The sequence below is a fragment of the Micromonospora sp. NPDC003197 genome, from assembly GCF_053590565.1.
Genome location: NZ_JBSFTE010000015.1, coordinates 90,311 through 107,166, shown reverse-complemented (window position 1 = coordinate 107,166; position 16,856 = coordinate 90,311). Strand labels below are relative to the sequence as shown.

Below are 16,856 nucleotides of genomic sequence, written 5' to 3'. Positions count from 1 at the left end.
TGTTTAGTTTCACGCTCGGTTCGGTGGCCAGTGGAAGCCGAGCTGTTGTGCGGCTTCCTGGCTACCGCCGGCAAGCCGGTCTTGTCGGCGTGGGTCGCTGTTACAGAGTTTCCTGACGATGTCGTTGGCGACGGTCGCCGGGTCGCCTGCGGGAACGTCGAGCACGGCAACGAACTGGAGCCAGGGTTCCTTGCCGGCACTCGGATACTGCGGAAAGAAGTACGACATGTGAATGTGTCCACGGTCATTCGGGCGGGCTTCCGTCCAGCCTGGATGGCAGTTCCACCGGCCCAGCAGTTGGGGTTCTTCGCTCAGGTGTTCGCGTACGAGGCGGGCCACGGTTCGCTCGTGCCATTCCCAGGTGTGGTCGGATTCGGCGCGCGCGATCTCGGCGTCGTACTGGGCTGCGTCGAAGGTAAACGTCGGTATGGTGAGGTCGGGGGTGTCCGGGTCGCGCCAGTCGCGCCATACGACTTTGTCGCCGTGCCGCTGGATGGTGACGTAGAGCGCGCCACAGCAGCCCTCGGTGCACTCGGCCTCGGCCAGCCGGACCTCGTGCGGCTCGATGTCGGCGTGGAGTCGATGGTCGAGCCCGAGCAGGTACTCAGGTGACTCGGCAGGTCCGGCGGTGAAACTCTCCACAACGATGGGCCGATCCTCGACGAGGACCCTCGTCTCGACGGCGCCGGCATACTCAGGATCGGCGACCGCGACTCGGATCGAGATTCGACTGGTGGCTCCGTCCACGGTGTTCCCTGTCGGTTGCGGCCGCAGTTTCGTTGTCCTATTCCAGGCCGCCCACTGCGCTCGGTGGTAGATCTTGGGATCGGCGGATCGCATGGCGGTTTCCAGGATGTCGGCCCAGTCTGGCTGGGCAAGGAGGTGATCGAGCGCCGCTCTTGCCCAGTCAATTTCCTGCTGAGGCCAGTTGAGGGTGGCCGCTTGGCCGATGTAGAGGTCCGTCAGCAGCGCCACGATCAGGGCATATCGGTTGAGCGTCGGGGTCATGATCGGAGCTGCGTGTACGAAGCGGGCGAGTGCGGTCTGTGCATCAGCGTACTTGCGGAGCTCGGCGTTACCGGCGGCATATTGCGTCATCGCCAGAAGCACCCGTCCGACCTGTTCGACAACATCCTCATTGAGGTCGTCAACCGCCAAACGATCGGCGACGTTCACGGTTTCCGCGATCCGGCGAGCCGTCGTTGCCGACGGTCCGTCGAGTGTGGTGCCGTGCTCGAGTAGCCAGTTGTACGTCGTCGGCTCCGCAAGTGTGCACAATGCCTCGACCGCCTGTGTGTGTCGCCACGGATCCGAGCGCTCGGCCAGCCACATCAGATCATCGGCGGCGCCGGGAATGCCGCGTAGCACACGGATGGCATCCGTACCCAACGGCCTGCTCAGCAGCCCCAGCGTGCGGACCGGGCCAGTGTCGCCGTGCTCGGCCACCTCGGTCAGCAGCGCCAGGCCGACACTCACCGTGCCACGCAGGCGGCCACCATACGCGAGTTGTCGGCCTACCAGTTGCCGCCAGCGCGGATCGAAGTGGGCGACCGCTTTCACCAAGGAGGCAGCTATGCGGCAGTCGACGCGTGTTGACGCCAACGCCTCAGTCAACCGCTTCCCAGCATCGGCGGGTAGAGGTATGGCGTGGTAGACCGATCGGACAAGGTCGACGAGCAGGCGCTTACGATCGCCGTAGGATGCGCCGGTCGGTGGGAGGCTCGCGACATAGTCAGCGTCCGGATACGGCCGGCCGCCGTTTGGAAGCGGGCCGCAAGGATGAGCGGCATGCATGGTAGTGGCGTGATCAAGGATCGTCGGCAGGTCGAGCGCTTTGCGCTCGGCGACGTCACTCACCGGACCGAACGGGACTCGATTCTGATCATCATGTCGTACACCATGCCACCCGCCCGCGATGCTCGGCAAGCCGATTGGCGAGTATCGCGAGGGTCTGTGAGTGAGCTACGGCGCGCTTGTCGGCGCGGTGCGGCGCTCGGGCCGCCAGTCGGGGCGATGCTGTAGTTCCACAGGCTGTGCACGGCCTGCGCGGTGATCGGTAGGGCCGTGAGTTGGTCGCGGCTGACTGCGATGCCGGTCGGGTAGGCGCCGTGGTCGAGGGCGGCGTCGACTTTCAGTTCGGTCGTCGTGATCGTGTTCAAGACCAACTCGTGGCTGGTGAGGGGCGCCACGCCAGTTCGAGGTGATGTGTGAGGACGGTCGATGCCCGATCCTGTTCCACTACGAGGTGCCTGGCGGGAAGCGACAGACCACTCTCCGTGAGCGCGGAGGCGATAGTCGAGCGGCGGCCGCATCACCCTTAACCTCGACACGGGCATCACGCGGGCCGCCGGTCGGTCCGGTGGAGGTATGGCCCTCTTGCTGCTGGGCGGCGTTGCAGCGAGCAGGACCAGCACTATCAATGCGCCGCGCCCGAATATCGGGGTCTCCACGCCAGTCCGCACCGACGCCAGCTTTACCGTCACAGCATGGGTGAAGATTTGTATCTTCCTCCGGCACCGGACCGCAGGCCGTGATCAGCGCAAATGGAGTGAGGAAGCCCGCCTACCTCCTCGGCTACGCCGTAAACGACCAACGGTGGCGTTTCACCGTGGCGGGGGCCGACACGGGGGATTCAGCTGAGGCGGGTCCGATGATGCCGCTGTCAGCCGCGTTTCGGCATTGCCAGCGCTGCGGCTTCGGCGAACTCTGTCCGCCACGTTCACGAGGGGCCTGTGGAGCTTTGTCTGCGGGTGGCTTGGTCTGTAGTGTCGGCGATCGCCATTCTGGGTTTCCTCGACAGGAGACAGGACACAGCTTCGCTGGCCGCCGTTCTTGTTGAAGCGTTGCCGTCAGAGGCGCATGACGCGAGTCTTTTCCGTCTGCGGATGCTCGTCTGCTGCTTTCGGTGCGGTCAGCCGAGAACCCGAGAGTGCTCACGTCGGCGTGGTCGAGATGCCGATCGTGGTGAGGTGACCTTTGCCGATGGCGTGTACCAGGGATCGACCGTCGGGAAGTAGCCGGTCGATGCGTGCTGGTAGTCGCACGCGAGCGGCGATCTCCCCGGCCCGGTTCACCATGATGAGTTGGTTACCGGCGCGGGCGAAGAGCGCACCTCCGCAGACGGGGACACCCTCACTGGTAGCACCGGGCGGGAGGTGTATCACCTCTGTGCGGGCACCGCGGTCGAGATCGATGATCGTGACGCCGGTTTCTTCGGCCAGCCACAGCTTTCGATCGGTGAGGAGCGGTGGCAGCGATGGCAGGTCACGGTCGTGCCGCCACAGGATCTCCACGCCGCTGGTGGGATGCAGGGCCATGACGGTGCGCCTGCCGCTGAGAAAGGTGATGTGGCCGTCTTCGCCGGCGTTGAAGGCGATGCCGGAGTCGGGAAAGCGCACCGGTGCCGGAAGCGACCACTCACCCCTGGTAACGCCGGTCCGAGCGTCCACCAGCAGCAGTGCCGCCTGTTCGGCAGTGGCGATGAGGATCGCATCGGCTGCGAAGCCCTGCTCCGGGTCCAACCGCAGGGGCAGCGGCCAGGCCACGTTGTTGCCCGGCGCGGGTCCCGGAAACTGGCCCGGAAGAAGCTCGCCGTTTGCCAGATCGACCCGTGTCAGTGGACGGTAGCCGCGCCACCCGCCCAGGAAAGCGACGGACCCACTAACGCTGATGTAGTGGCGCAGGGGCAGCTCCGGTGTCGACCACGTCCGCTGCCCGCTGTGCGTGTCGAAGCAATGCAGGACACCGGCCTGACTCAGGTAGAGACAGCGGTCGCCCGCGACGACGGTAGTGCCCCAGCAGTCCTCAACGTTTTGCTCCCATAACGGCGCCCCGGTCTGGGGGTCCAGTCCAACCAGACGCGAGTGCCGCTCCGCTACGACAAGGACTCCGGACGCCGCCGCCAACGCCGCCGCGCTCGAACGTAGGTGCAGAAGCCGTGACCACAGCACCGTCAGCGGTTGATCCACGAGCCTAGTGTCGCGCACAAACCCGAGGACGGAGCGGCACGCCGTTACGCCAGGACGGTAAGCCTGGCGAGCAGACCGTCGATGACACCCACTTATCGGCAGGGCCGGGTGTTCGCTGCACGGACTACTCGTGACGAACTGTGAACACGATCGGCGGCATGAGCGCGCACCCGATCATGAAGTCCCGACAGGGGTGCCGGCGGCGGTCCTGCCCGTCTGGGAGGGGTGCTTGTTGGCGAGCGTTGAGCGGGTCGCGTGCAACGACGCCAGGAGCTGCAGTCGGTCTGCGTCGGCGCTGCCCGGCGTGGCGGTGAAGACGAGCATGACCGGGCCGGGGTTTCCCGGCAGGGGGTACGTGTCCCAGTCCAGGACGATGTCGCCTACCTCAGGAAGCCGGAAGGTCTTGGTGCCGCTGACCGACTCGCGTACGTCGTGCTGGGCCCACAGCCGCCGGAACTGGGCGCTGCGGATGCTCAGCTCACCAACGATCGCGGTGGCGCGTGGGTGGGTGGGGTCGGTGGCAACGGCGGCGCGCATCATGCCGATGTAGTCCAGGGCCTGCCGCTCCCAGTCCGGGCAGCTGACCTTGCCGGTCAGCGTGTCGTCGAACAGCAGCAGGAGCATGTTGAGCCGGTCGGTCGGGTAGGTGTCCGGGTCGCCGAGCAGCGCTTGCGCCATCGGGTTCCAGTCGAGCAGGTCAAGATGCCGACCGAGTACGACCGCTGGGGTGTCCATCACCCGCAGCAGGCGCCGTGTGCTGACCGGCACCCGCTCCGGATCGCGGTTCACCCGGGCGGGTAGCGACCGGCGGGCGGCGTGGGCCAGGGTGAACAGGTGCCGGCGTTCCTTGTCGTCGAGGCCGAGCGCGCCGGCAAGCGCGTCCAGGACGTCGTCGGACGGGCGTACCTCCCGGCCCTGCTCGATCCGCTGGTAGTAGTCGGTGCTCAGCCCGGACAGCAGGGCCAGCTCCTCGCGCCGCAGCCCGGTGACCTTGCGCCGGCCGCCCGGCTCCAGGCCGACGTCGCGGGGACGCAGCCGGCTACGCCGAGCGCGTAGGAAGTCGCCGAGCTCACGGGCGTACGGATGAGGGCTGTTTATGCCGCAAGTGTGCCGCGGACCGGACGGCCGAAGGTAGGTCCCTCAGACCTAGGCAACCGAGAACGACCGAACCTGCGCGGATCGCTCCTACGGTCGATGGGCCAGCGCACCGACACCTCCAGGAGCAGCAGATGACCGGATGGACCGCCGACCGTATCCCCGACCAGCGCGGTCGGGTCGCCGTCGTGACCGGCGCGAACTCAGGCCTCGGCCTGGTCACCGCCACCGAACTGGCCAGTCACGGCGCCCACGTCGTGCTCGCCGTTCGCAACACCCCCGCCGGTGAGGAGACCGCCCGCCGGATCGGCGGCGACGTCGAGGTGCGCGAGCTGGACCTGGCCTCCCTCGCCTCCGTGCGGGCCTTCGCGGCGAAGCTGGCCGGCGACCACCCGGCGATCGACCAGCTGGTCAACAACGCCGGCGTATCGCTGCTCGGTCCGCGCCGCACCTCCGCCGACGGATTCGAGCTGCAGCTCGCCACCAACATGCTGGGTCACTTCGCGCTGACCGGCCTGCTGCTCGGCAACCTGGCCGCGGCGCGGGAAGCCCGCGTGGTCACTCTCAGCTCGATCACCCACAAGACTGCCCATCTGGACTTCGGTGACCTGATGTTCGAACGTGACTACCGGGCGGCCGCCGCCTACGGCCGGTCCAAGCTTGCCACCACGGTCTTCGGCATCGAACTGGACCGTCGCCTGCGCGCCGCCGGAGCGCCGATCGTCAGCGCGCTGGCCCACCCCGGTCTCACTCGCACCAACCTGACTCCGCGGGCCTGGGAGCACCGTGGCCGGTTCGGGCGGCTGATGGCGTGGGGCGGGCTGCTGGCAACCCAGCCGGTGGAGCAGGGCGCGCTGCCGCAATTGCGTGCCGCGACTGAGCCCGGTGTGCGGGGCGGCCAGTTCTTCGGCCCGTCCGGGCTCTGGGAGACGCGGGGCAGGGTCACAGAGGCCCGGCTCAGCCGGGAGGCCGCCGATCCGGCCGTCGGCAAGCGGCTGTGGGCGACAGCCGAGGATCTGACCGGTGTCAACTACCTCTGACCTACGACGGTCACCGGCCGGCCACCGGCAATCCGCAGCGTCGCGATCAGCCGCCGAAACGCACTCGCACGTCTGCCGGCCACGATCGCGCGTCCGCTCATCGACATGATCGGAAGCATCGCGCCAGCCGTACGCCGCAACGCTCTGTGACCCGTGCACGGCCCGCCGCCGCGCCCGCTCGGCGGCATGAGCGAGCATGCCGCCGCTGACCGGGATTGCCGTCCCCTGCCTGTGCAGTGCAGGGTCTGGTCACCGTACCGGCTTGGTGGGGGTCAGCGTCGGGCCCCAGCCGGTCAGGAGAGGGTGGACGCCCGGCCGTCAGACGTCGGATTCGAGGGCGAAGGTGTTGCCGTCCGGATCCTGGAACCATGCGATACGTCCACCGCCGGCCCGAGCGGTGATTCCCTTGGTGTCATGTTCGAACTGGTCGTATCGGATGAACTCGACGCCGGACGAGACGAGCTCGTCAACGACCTGGTCGATGTCGTCGACGTACCAGGTCGCCAGTGTTGCCGGGCTCTTTCCAGCAGTAAACGACTGGTATACGTTCAGTGCCGCCACGCCGCCAGAGCCATAGACGCGGCTGCCATCGGCGATGTTGGCGCTGGGGCCCGACTGCAGCGCCTGTAGGCCCAGTTGGCCTTCGTAGAACGCGACCGCCCGTTGTATGTCGGACACGGCGATCGAAGTTCTGAGGTGATACGTGCTTAACGGCATGAACCACCGTCGCACACGCAGCGTGACCGCGTCGACCCGCTCGCCAATGACCCACCGTACCGCATCGGCACCACGATCGACCGCGTCTCAACGCCCGCTCATCGACAGATGACATTTAGGGATGGCCGGGGAACTGGATCCCGGACCTGCTGGACAGTTTGGAGCGGCCGCCGACCACAGCCGTGGCGGGAGCTTCGCAGCTTGCTCATCCTGGAGTGAGCAGCGGTCTGCCGTGCACCGCGTCGTACCGGGCACCCGATCGTCCTTGTTTAGCGCACGATCAGCGGCATGAGTGTGCATCTGATCAAGCGCTCCTGGCGGCTGGCACCGTGCAGACTGGCGCATGACAGGATGGTTGAACATTCTTCAAACAGCAGGGTAAGGGGTCAGTCGATGTCTCATGTGGGTCAGCCGTCGGACGATGTTCTCGGCTCCGGAACTGGCGGCGCAGATCTCGCCGAAGTGGAGGCACTGCGCGCTGCCGAACGGCGTTTACAACGGGCCCAGTTGGGCTCTGATGTCGAGGCGTTGGATCGGTTGATTGATGACCGGCTCGTGTTCACGGGCCCTGATGGCGGTTTGTACTCCAAGCAGGACGACCTACACGTGCACCGATCCGGCCAGCAGTCGATGACCCGGGTGGAAGAGGAGGACTTGTCGGTGCTTGTGGTCGGCGGCACCGGGGTGACCTGGTTCCTCGGCACGCTGGAAGGAACCCTGGCCGGCGAACCGTTCCTCGCCCGAGTCCGTTACACGCGTACGTGGATCCTCGACGGGGATGAGGGATGGCGCCTGATCGCGGCACACGCCAGTCCCGCCGAGCAGGGTGTCGCTACGGACGGGTGACCGAGCGACGGATCGCGCCAGTAGCCACTCGATATATCGCCGTGACGCACTACTTTCGACAGTTTCGCATGCTGAGCCCACGGCAGAGAGCGCTACGGTGCGTGACGGCACGCTGCGGGCGCGATCGGCGGCAGGGGAGTGCATCGCAACCGGCGGGCATACTGATGCGGTGACGACGCGGTTCGACCAAGTATCAGCGGAAGCGGCCGAAAGGCGCGGTGACTGGGCTACGGCGATCGCCATCGTCAGTGAGTTCGCCGAGTGTTACAGCCGTGACCCTAACCGGCACGACGCTCACCTGTGGCACATGGATCTGCTGGTTAAAGCCGGACTGCTACGTGAGTTGGTCGATCAAGCCGAGAGCGACGTTCACGCGCGGCGCCGGCTTGACCGGTTCCTGTACGAGGAAGGCCGCGACGGTGTCCAACCGATTCCGTTGCCCGTCAGTCTCACCATCGGTGCTCACCCCGACAGCATGACGTGACCGGTCGAGCCTTGCGGGCCGGCGCGTGGCTCGTCGGGGCATCCTCGCATCTGTCCCCGAAATCCTTACTGCCCTGGCGATAGTCAGCCCCGACACGAACTGTCTGAATTATCCGATTTGCTCATATTTATGCATGCATCATAGTGTCGCTGTCAAGGTCCAGATGAGAAGGCACATCAAGGTCGCCGGGTCTGCCGGCCGCGTGGCTACTCCGGCCGGGGCCCGAGGCCGCCACCGCGTCGTACGCCTTAATCACATGCGGTCCCAGGCGGCGCTATGCCGTCCGCGTGCTCGGCGGCGTTGTCGAGACGAGCCAGCAGCGTGACTGCCGCCTGCCGGATCCAGAGCGACTCGGCGTATTCCGATTCGGCGCAGCCGGTCCCGAGTGGCTCGGGGCAGCCCTTCCGAGACGTTTTGCGGCCAGACTGGCGATCCGCCAGGCTCCACTGTGGCATTGGCTGTCAGCCGGCGACCCACGAGAACGACGGTTGCTGGCCGGTACGGAGGTACTCGCGGGCGGCCTCACGGGCGCGTTCCGGGCTGATGCGGGTGCGTTCGGGCGGCATCTCGGTCCAGTCTCCGTAGAAGTCGAACGCGATCGCCTCTGACGCTGGGGGCAGGTCAGGGTCGGCGGCGTAGCGGTTGCCGCTGCCGTGGGGCTGGCTGCGGTCAAGCCAGTCGACGAAGGACCGGTCCGGATGCCCTATCCCGATCATGATGGCGCCATGCCGCCCGGGTTGATGGATCTGCACCGCGTAGGGCAGGTTCTCGGCAGCGGCCTGGGCGTTGACACGGTCGAGGACGAGGTCCAGTTCCTGGACCGTTGACACCCGGACCTCGTTGCCGCGGTCCGGCTCCTCTGCGGATGGGCCGTCCCAGGACACGGTGTAGCTCATGATGCGATGCCCTCTCCGGTACCGGTGTAGACCTTCAACAGCCTGGTGGTGGCCCCGTCAGACACGTATACCGCCAGGCGGCTGCCCCTGGGCAACATACCGGGTAGTACCTCGTCGCAGCCGACGTACTCGCCTTTGCTGACACAGGTGGGCTTGTTGACCACCACTACCGCCTCGCGGGGCGCGCCGGGTTTGCGCAGTAGTGCCGCGGCGTGTGCCTCCACATGCTCCCGAGTGACTTGCGCCAGCGGGTGCCAGTCCTGCCGGAGCCCGTCGCGTGCCCCGGGCGCCCTGCCGCTGCGCAGATACCCTTCCGACTGGGTCAGCGGGGTCCCGGTGAGTGGGGTCCCGCTGATGTCGAAGAGTAGCCCGTGGGTCGGGCCTTTCCCGCCGGGCCGGCGGGGCAGCCGGCCGCCGGCGTCCTCAACCCATTCCTGCGTTGGGAGCACGTCGCCTGCCGCCCGTTGCACCGAAGTGCCGGTCTGCCCGGCGTTGTCGGCGGACTGGCTGGACGGTGCGGGAAGGTCGATCCCGATCGCGTTGGCGTATGCCCTGACCGCTTCCGCGCTCTGGGCGGCGAGGTGATCGGCTTCTCGGAGCCGTTCGATCGCCGCCGCGAAGCCGTCCAGTGCCCGTCCGACGAGTGGGTGGCGGCTTCCCCGTAGCGTCACACCGAGGCGGCTGCGGCTGTCCTGGACAGCGCGCAGGACACCGGCGGCACGCCCGCGTTCACGACTGATGCTGTCGACGATCGCCCGTAGTGCCGCGCTTACTTCGGCTACGCTCACCGATCTCGCTCCTTAACGCGGAGTGAGAGTGCAGCGTATCGATCGAACAGCTCTCGGCATACGGCCGGTCAGAACATCACCGCCAGACCGAAGAAGCGGTCCTCGTCCTTCAGCGGGCCGAGACGCTGCCGGTTACTGTCGCGCACTGTCCGGATGAGGTCGCCGCTGTGGTGCATCAGGGCGTATGGGATCTCCACTCGCACACCTAAGCTCCTCAGGTGTATTTCGTGGAGCGGTCGCGCGTGGATTCTCCGTTCAGTAATCGGGTCTTCCACGTGCCGGAAACGACGGTGCTCGGCTGGTTTCAGCGCGCCTGGCACCACGAGGACCCGGAAGCACTTCTCAACGCCGAGGTCGGGGGCGGTGCCTACGGTTTCGACTCGATCTTCGAGGCGATCGAGGAACATTGCCTGCCCTGCCCGCAGACCCTCGACGAGCTGCGTGACATCTTGGACGAGCACCTCTGGGTCGAATCTGATGACCCGATACGCCTCGACGAGCGAGGGCTGCGGGTGCGTACCAATGACGACGAGGTGGATCTGGCCTATTACTTCCTCGAGGACGAGGCGATCGTCGCCCACCCCGACCGGCTCGCATACCTCGTGAACGACACCTGGCCGCTGCCTGCCAGCGCCGCCGGGCCCGGCGCGGCCTTCAACCCTGACGTGGCGTTCCGTGTTGTCGGCCCGCCCGGACCCGGTCCGGAATCCGTTTACGCGATCCGCATCACCTGGCAGCACGCCGACCACAACGGCACGAACCTGGACCCGCGGGAAGCGATCGTCTTCCCTGGCGTCAACCTGCCCGGACTCGCCGACCACCTGCGCGGTATCGCCGATCCCGTGTCCCAGGAACGCTCCGACGCCGACCTGCTGCGCTCCCTCGTCGGGCCCGGCGACGTTGGCATCGGTCCCGCCATGGACCGATACGTCTGCCTCGATCGATACGACCTGTCGATTTTCGGCAAGTGGACCGCACCCAGCCACGAGCAGATCCTGCAGTGGAAGCTGCCGGAGCCACCATCGGCGGCCCGCGTCGTGGTGGATGAGCATCTCGCCCAGGCCGCCCGCTACATTGACGACTTCTTCGGCCATGAGCAACTGTTCCTCTTCGACACGCAATGGGCGGCCGCGCACCCCGACCTGGCGCTGTCCCTGCTCCGCTACGCCACCCACTGGGACCCGTTCGCGCCGTGACAGGTCGCCCAACACTCAGTTACGCCACGGGCTCCTGACCGCCCGAATTCGACTACACCCCCTACCTGAAATGGACCCTCGGCGCAGCCCTGCCCCTCACCGCCTGCGCCGCCCTCATTGCCGCCACCGCATCCCGGATCTCCGCCGACGCGCTGCCCGCCTGGCTTGCCCTGACCCGCCCCGCCATCACGCACGTGATCATCGCCGCCGTCGGCATCTTCCTCATGCGCGCGGCACTCACCCTCACCACCCCCGTCGACCTGACCGGGATGCCTGGCCTCGCCGGCAGCCTCGGTGCCGCCCTCCTCGGCGTGGCTACCGCCCTGACCGCCAGCCGTAGCCGCCTGCTCCGCCTCATCACCGCACCAGGTCTCGCCATCGGCTACGCCCTCGTCTTCAGCTACGACACCAGCGGCGCCCTGATCGTCGGCTACCTCGTCGCATTAACCTGGTGGACCATCCGACTCACCGCCCAAACCCTGCGACTCGCCTTCCCCAATGTGGGAACAGCACTGCACCAGCTCTTCGGACGCTCCAACGGCTGAAAAGCCGAAGAAAGCAGGCGAAGGCCGAGGCCGAACAGAGCGGGTAATTGCGGTGTGATGCGTCTGATGCTGCGCGCACGGCGTTCTTGATGCGAGGGCCCACTGCGTGATTCTGTCTTCGAGTTGCTCGTCATCTCGCCACCAAGAGTGGACAACGCCTCGTTGCTGACTCCGGCGGCTTGTCGCGATTGAGCTGGCCGAGCACCCAGCCCTCGATCGGCGCGTTCCTGTTCGTCGCACGAGAGGAAAGCGCGGGCTCAGCGATCGGGGAGCGTAACCGCCGATCCTGCCGACAAGGCGTTGATCTACCGCGAAATGGGCTTGACCCTGACCTGACCGGCCAACTGGCCGCACGGTATCCGCTCAGGCGACCCCAAGTGGATCATGTACTAAATTGTGTCCGAGGGGGGACTTGAACCCCCACGCCCTATACGGGCACTAGCACCTCAAGCTAGCGCGTCTGCCATTCCGCCACCCGGACTTACTTTGGCAACCTTACCTGGCCCGCCCAACGATTTTTCATTGGCTGGGCCCTGGCGGGTCGCTCGGTGGATTACTGTACACGGCCACCGTGGATCATGGGAAATCGCCGGCCTGCCGCCTCGCCCGAGCGTCGTACGGCGGGGGACAGGCCGGACATTCGGCCACGAATCAGTACGTCACCTTCACCCGCATCTTGCCCCAGGTGAGTCGCCCGACGATCCCGTCGTCGGTGAGCCCTTGCATCCGCTGGTACCAGCGGACCCCAGCCTCGGTCTGGGCGTTGAACTCGCCGTTCGGCTTGCCGCATCGCCGTTCGCCGACCCACCGCTGGACGAAGGCGACGTCCTCGCCGGTCATGCCGCGCCGGAGCGTACGGGTGCCCGGCTTCGCCTTCACCGGCTGGGAGACGGGTACAGCGGGGGCTGTGGCAGTACGGAGGGCGGCGATGGTCTTGGTGCCCACCACACCGTCGACCGCGAGCTTCTTCGACTTCTGGAAGGTCCGAATCCAGGCGTCGGTCTTGGCACCGAAGTCGCCATCGACGACAAGTTTTGCGCCGAGCTTGTTGGCCAGGGTCTGCAACTCCCGTACGTCGCTGCCGGTGCAGCCCTTGGTCAGGGTGCGGTCGCCCAGCTTCGGTACGGCTGCGGTGGCGATGCCCCAGCCTCGGGTGCTGCGCTCGCGGGCCGCCGAGTGTCCGACGCTGACGTGTAGGTGCTTGTCGTGCGGGTTGGAGCCGGTGTAGCGGGCCGACTTGAATCCCCGGCTTCGGCTCCAGATCGTCCGGTTGAAGATCACGTACTCGGTCGACGGGTGGGCGATGCACTTGCGGACCACCAGCGATGGGTCGATTCCGTCCTTGTCGATGTCCAGGGCGTTGACTGACCGGTTGTCCGCGTCCGGATTGTGGTCCGACTTGTTTTTCTGGTGGGCGGCGTCACCGATCCAGCCGTCTGAGGCACGGTCGCGCCTGGGCCATCGGGCGTTGATCTCGTCGCACAGCACCTTCAGGGTGGGCGCGAGGTGTACGGCGGGAAGCAGACTGGGCGGTTCCGGAGGACTCGGCGGTCCCTCCGGAATCTCCTCCCCGGGTGGATCCTCGTCGAGTCCGAGATCGTATTCGATTTCTTCACCGATAAAGGTCTCCGGGTTGTCGTCTTCGCCGAAGTGGGTGACGTCCGCCTCGACGATGTCGATCATCGTTTCCATGCTCTTCTCCTGGGAGTCAAGAGGGCTCGCCTGTCCGTGGGTCGTATAGCGCGTCCTATGTGGACAGAGGGGCCGGCGTGCCGGCTATGTCAACAACGATGACCGGCAGCGCGGCGGTGCTACAAGCGATAGTCAGGTACCTGGCAGCAGCGATGGCGGACAGGTTGCCTGATCACGCCGACCGGGGCGTACCGTGCCTCGTCGGGGACACCGGTTGTCACACGAGTGGCGGAAAATATCTCATCCTTCGCACGATGTAATGGTGCCGAAGAGCTACCGGCAGACACCGGCTACAGACAAGCACCCTGCTACCGGCAGACACCGGCTACGGGCGAGTACCGGTCACGGATGGATGCCGGTCCCGGTGCCGAGTTCGTGCACCCGGCCGCCGGACAGGCGTGCGGCCAGGGGCGGTGTCGACATGCCCGAGCCCTCGCGTAGGCCGCGTAGCAACTCCTCGATCGCCTCGCGGGCACTGTGCCGAGGCGTCCAGCCCAACTCGCTCCGCGCCCGGCTGATATCCATGATCGGCACGCGGAGCACGGCGTCGAGCAGGTGTGGCGACGCGGGGACCAGCCGCAGGTGCCAGGCGGCGGCCAGCGCCGCCCGTACCGGTCCGCTGGGCAGCCGTACGCTGCGGGCGCGCAGGCAGTCGGCGAGCAGGTGCGCGTCCACCACCGGGTCGGCGGCGACGTTGAACGCGCCCCGTACGTCGCGTAGGGCAGCCAGCCGGTACGCCTCGGCGGCGTCGGCGGAGTGCACCGCCTGGAACCGTAGACCGGGCAGGTCCGGTACGACCGGCACGACGCCGGGCCGGACGAGTCGGTTCGGCAAGAGCGGCCCGACGAACAGCCGCCGCTGCTGACTGGCGGACTCCTGCTTGAAGATGAAACCCGGGCGCAGTCGTACCACCCGTACCTGCGGGTTGGCGTACTCGACGGCGTCGAGGACCCGTTCCAGATACGCCTTTTCCCGGGTGTAGGACGCGGTTGGCCACCCGTTCGTCGGCCAGCTCTCGTCGACCTTCCGATTCTTGGGACCGGGGGAGTAGGCACCCACCGAGGAGGCGTAGACGAGGGCTGGCACTCCGGCTCGGACGACCGCCTCGAAGACCCGACTACCGCCCTCGACGTTGGTGCGCCAGGTCGTCAGCGGCCGGTGTGTGGGTTGGAAGAGCCAGGCCAGGTGGACGACGACATCCGCCCCCTGAAAGAGGCTGACCAGGTCCGCGTTGACGATGTCGGCGGCCACCCACTGGGTGCGGGGCGCACTCCAGTGTGGCCGCCGACGGGCCACCCCGACTATCGAGCCGACCTCGGGGTCCTGGCTGAGCGCATGGACCACGCTGGTTCCGACGTTGCCGGTGGCACCCACCACCACGACCCTGACACCGTCCGAGCGGTGGGACTCGGCTGAGCTGCGGTCTGGCATTGCTGACAGGTACCCGTCGCCGCCCGGTTCATTCTTGGGCTGCTGTCAGGATGCCGACGCCGCGCAGGTGCAGCCGAGCGGCGGTGATCGCCGCAGGGGTGTCGGTGAAGATCCTGCCCTGGGCGTCGAGCGGATCCAGGACACCGAGCACGTCGAGGGTCCGGCGGTGTTCGGACCGGATCCCGGAGAGGTAGACGATGATGCCCCGACGGTGTAGCCGCTCGATCGCGTCCCGTAAAACGATAGCGCCAGACGAGTCGATGGCGGACACCCGGGACATTCGGAGGATCACCACCCGCACGTCCGCGACCTCGGACAGCTCAAGTAGGAAGCGGTGCGCGGCGGCGAAGAACAGCGGTCCGTCCAGCCGGTAGGCCACGATGTGGTCGGCCAGCAGTTCCAGCTCCTCCAGATGGTGGTCACCTTCGTCCAGCGGCACCTGGTCCAGCCGTACCGACTGGGCGATCTTGCGCAGGGCAAGCGCGCCGGCGACGACCATGCCGATGAGCACGGCGGCGACCAGATCCAGGAGCAGAGTGGCGATCATGGTGAGCGCGATGACCACCGCGTCGGAGCGGGAGGCGCGGGCCAGTGCGGCGAGCGACCCCACCTCGACCATCCGGATCGCGGTGGCGATCAGCACACCCGCGAGCGCGGCAAGCGGGATCGTGGCGACCAGGGGCGCGGCGGCCAGCAGGACCAGGGCGAGGACGAGCGAGTGGGTCAATGCGGCCAGGCGGGAACCGGCGCCGGAGCGTACGTTGACCGCGGTACGGGCGATCGCCGCAGTTGCCGGCACCCCACCGAAGAGCGGGGTGACCAGATTCGCCACACCCTGCCCGAACAGTTCCCGGTCCGGGTCGTGGCGCTGGCCGACGGTCATACCATCGGCGACCGTAGCCGACAGCAGGCTCTCCAACGCCGCCAAGGCGGCCACCGCCACCGCGGAGGTGGCCAGCATCGGAACGGCGGTCAGATCCAGGAAGTCCAGCGACGGGCGGGGCAGCGTTGCGGGCAGCGCGCCGATCGGTGCCACCGGCAGTTGGAAGACGATGGTCGTGATGGTGGCCGCGGCCACGGCCAGCAGGGAGAACGGGACCGTGGGGCGCCACCGCGCTCCAAGCAGCATGATCACCGCGACGGCGATGGCGAGGAGTAGGGCGGGCCAGCGTGGCTGGTGGACGAATTCGACCAGGGCATGCCATGCACTCGCTGTCACCCGTTCGCCCTGCGCGCTCACTCCGAGCGCGGCGGGCACCTGCTGTAACAGGATCACCGCCGCGATACCGGCCGTGAAGCCCTCGATCACCGGAGCGGGTACGTAGCGCACGTACCGGCCGGCCTTGGCGAAGGCCAGTACCACCAGGATCACTCCGGCGAGTAGACCCACGGTCAGCACCCCGCCGGGGCCGTACGTGGCAACGATCGGCACGAGCACCACCGTCATTGCCCCGGTCGGGCCGGAGACCTGGAGATTCGAGCCTCCGAACAGGGCCGCGAGAGCACCGGCGACGATCGCGGTGGCCAGTCCGGCGGCTGCCCCGAGGCCGGAGGCGACGCCGAACCCGAGCGCCAGCGGCAGCGCGACGATCGCCACCGTCAACCCGGCGAGCAGGTCCCGGCCGGGCTGGCGGCGCATCGCCGACCAGTCTGCCCGGGTGGGCATGAGCCGACGTACAGCGGTCAGTATGGGTTTCATCGTTCGGCCGACAGCCGATCGGTGGGGTGGTCGGGGTCGGGGTCGGCGTCGGCGTCGGCGCCACGGAGCGCGCCGAGTAGCTCGGCCTGGCCGGTCAGCATCTCGGTCAGGATGCGTCGGGCTGCTCGCATGAGGTCGGCCACATCTGGTCCAGCCAGCGTGTAGGTGACGGTGGCGCCGTCGCGGGTGGAGCTGACGATGCCTGCTCGGCGTAGCACCGCCAACTGCTGGGACAGGCTCGATGCTTCGATCTCTATCTCGGTGAGCAACTCCCGGACCTGCTTCGGCCCTTCTCCCAGCAACTCCAGCACCCGGATCCGTACCGGGTGGCCCAGCATTCGGAAGAACTCTGCCTTGGCCTGGTACAACGGAACCATCATTTGATGAATTGAAGATCTCTTCAAATTCTCAACGACAAGTGGGGGGCCCAACTGTGATGCACACCACATAACGTGAAAG

The 16,856-nt window shown here is 67.1% G+C and carries 17 protein-coding genes, 1 tRNA gene and 1 pseudogene; 5 read left to right on the top strand and 14 right to left on the bottom strand.

Going from position 1 to position 16,856, the window contains the following annotated elements:
* Positions 1 to 9: 9 nt before the first annotated feature.
* From ACWDV4_RS18480 to ACWDV4_RS18460, 5 genes and pseudogenes are all read right to left on the bottom strand, one after another.
* Positions 10 to 1,857, bottom strand: coding sequence for a hypothetical protein (locus ACWDV4_RS18480; RefSeq protein WP_449980276.1), 1,848 nt, complete (start codon positions 1,855 to 1,857; stop codon positions 10 to 12).
* Positions 1,854 to 2,312, bottom strand: coding sequence for an ISAzo13-like element transposase-related protein (locus ACWDV4_RS18475; RefSeq protein ID WP_449980273.1), 459 nt, complete (start codon positions 2,310 to 2,312; stop codon positions 1,854 to 1,856). The genes ACWDV4_RS18480 and ACWDV4_RS18475 overlap by 4 nt, the downstream gene beginning before the upstream one ends.
* 621 nt (positions 2,313 to 2,933) lie before the next feature.
* Entirely contained in the window at positions 2,934 to 3,968 is a 1,035-nt protein-coding gene (locus tag ACWDV4_RS18470) for an outer membrane protein assembly factor BamB family protein (protein WP_449980271.1), read from the bottom strand.
* A gap of 174 nt (positions 3,969 to 4,142) precedes the next feature.
* Positions 4,143 to 4,757, bottom strand: coding sequence for an MmyB family transcriptional regulator (locus ACWDV4_RS18465; RefSeq protein ID WP_449980269.1), 615 nt, complete (start codon positions 4,755 to 4,757; stop codon positions 4,143 to 4,145).
* 102 nt (positions 4,758 to 4,859) lie between these two features.
* Positions 4,860 to 4,982: pseudogene (locus ACWDV4_RS18460) on the bottom strand (helix-turn-helix domain-containing protein); the annotation flags it as partial.
* A gap of 215 nt (positions 4,983 to 5,197) precedes the next feature.
* Here ACWDV4_RS18460 and ACWDV4_RS18455 point away from each other — a divergent pair.
* Positions 5,198 to 6,103, top strand: coding sequence for an oxidoreductase (locus ACWDV4_RS18455; RefSeq protein ID WP_449980267.1), 906 nt, complete (start codon positions 5,198 to 5,200; stop codon positions 6,101 to 6,103).
* A gap of 318 nt (positions 6,104 to 6,421) precedes the next feature.
* On the opposite strand, the gene ACWDV4_RS18450 is transcribed toward ACWDV4_RS18455, so the two are convergent.
* Positions 6,422 to 6,781 carry a VOC family protein gene (locus ACWDV4_RS18450; RefSeq protein ID WP_449980265.1) on the bottom strand — a complete coding sequence of 120 codons (360 nt, stop codon included), beginning with the start codon at positions 6,779 to 6,781 and terminating at the stop codon, positions 6,422 to 6,424.
* A gap of 327 nt (positions 6,782 to 7,108) precedes the next feature.
* Here ACWDV4_RS18450 and ACWDV4_RS18445 point away from each other — a divergent pair, with 327 nt between their 5' ends.
* Positions 7,109 to 7,666 carry a nuclear transport factor 2 family protein gene (locus tag ACWDV4_RS18445; RefSeq protein ID WP_449980263.1) on the top strand — a complete coding sequence of 186 codons (558 nt, stop codon included), beginning with the start codon at positions 7,109 to 7,111 and terminating at the stop codon, positions 7,664 to 7,666.
* A gap of 169 nt (positions 7,667 to 7,835) precedes the next feature.
* Positions 7,836 to 8,150 (top strand): hypothetical protein, encoded by a 315-nt coding sequence (locus tag ACWDV4_RS18440; protein ID WP_449980260.1) that lies wholly within the window; start codon positions 7,836 to 7,838, stop codon positions 8,148 to 8,150.
* Positions 8,151 to 8,611: 461 nt separating this feature from the next.
* On the opposite strand, the gene ACWDV4_RS18435 is transcribed toward ACWDV4_RS18440, so the two are convergent.
* The 3 genes from ACWDV4_RS18435 to ACWDV4_RS18425 all read right to left on the bottom strand — a co-directional run bounded on the left by ACWDV4_RS18435 (position 8,612) and on the right by ACWDV4_RS18425 (position 10,031).
* Complete coding sequence (locus tag ACWDV4_RS18435; RefSeq protein ID WP_449980258.1) at positions 8,612 to 9,046, bottom strand: Imm1 family immunity protein; 435 nt, start codon at positions 9,044 to 9,046, stop codon at positions 8,612 to 8,614.
* Positions 9,043 to 9,834 (bottom strand): DddA-like double-stranded DNA deaminase toxin, encoded by a 792-nt coding sequence (locus tag ACWDV4_RS18430; RefSeq protein ID WP_449980256.1) that lies wholly within the window; start codon positions 9,832 to 9,834, stop codon positions 9,043 to 9,045. The genes ACWDV4_RS18435 and ACWDV4_RS18430 overlap by 4 nt, the downstream gene beginning before the upstream one ends.
* Before the next feature lie 68 nt (positions 9,835 to 9,902).
* Entirely contained in the window at positions 9,903 to 10,031 is a 129-nt protein-coding gene (locus ACWDV4_RS18425) for a hypothetical protein (RefSeq protein ID WP_449980255.1), read from the bottom strand.
* Between the two features lie 45 nt (positions 10,032 to 10,076).
* Here ACWDV4_RS18425 and ACWDV4_RS18420 point away from each other — a divergent pair, with 45 nt between their 5' ends.
* Both ACWDV4_RS18420 and ACWDV4_RS18415 read left to right on the top strand, forming a co-directional pair.
* Complete coding sequence (locus ACWDV4_RS18420; protein WP_449980252.1) at positions 10,077 to 11,030, top strand: hypothetical protein; 954 nt, start codon at positions 10,077 to 10,079, stop codon at positions 11,028 to 11,030.
* A 194-nt stretch (positions 11,031 to 11,224) separates the two neighbouring features.
* Entirely contained in the window at positions 11,225 to 11,575 is a 351-nt protein-coding gene (locus ACWDV4_RS18415) for a hypothetical protein (RefSeq protein ID WP_449980251.1), read from the top strand.
* 397 nt (positions 11,576 to 11,972) lie between these two features.
* On the opposite strand, the gene ACWDV4_RS18410 is transcribed toward ACWDV4_RS18415, so the two are convergent.
* From ACWDV4_RS18410 to ACWDV4_RS18390, 5 genes are all read right to left on the bottom strand, one after another.
* Positions 11,973 to 12,056, bottom strand: a tRNA-Leu gene (locus ACWDV4_RS18410).
* Between the two features lie 170 nt (positions 12,057 to 12,226).
* Entirely contained in the window at positions 12,227 to 13,267 is a 1,041-nt protein-coding gene (locus tag ACWDV4_RS18405) for a peptidoglycan-binding domain-containing protein (protein ID WP_449980248.1), read from the bottom strand.
* Between the two features lie 342 nt (positions 13,268 to 13,609).
* Positions 13,610 to 14,698, bottom strand: coding sequence for an NAD-dependent epimerase/dehydratase family protein (locus tag ACWDV4_RS18400; RefSeq protein WP_449980246.1), 1,089 nt, complete (start codon positions 14,696 to 14,698; stop codon positions 13,610 to 13,612).
* Positions 14,699 to 14,726: 28 nt separating this feature from the next.
* Positions 14,727 to 16,397 (bottom strand): SulP family inorganic anion transporter, encoded by a 1,671-nt coding sequence (locus ACWDV4_RS18395; protein WP_449980244.1) that lies wholly within the window; start codon positions 16,395 to 16,397, stop codon positions 14,727 to 14,729.
* Positions 16,394 to 16,777 carry an ArsR/SmtB family transcription factor gene (locus ACWDV4_RS18390; RefSeq protein ID WP_449980242.1) on the bottom strand — a complete coding sequence of 128 codons (384 nt, stop codon included), beginning with the start codon at positions 16,775 to 16,777 and terminating at the stop codon, positions 16,394 to 16,396. Before ACWDV4_RS18390 ends, ACWDV4_RS18395 begins: the two co-directional genes overlap by 4 nt.
* Between the last annotated feature and the right edge of the window lie 79 nt (positions 16,778 to 16,856).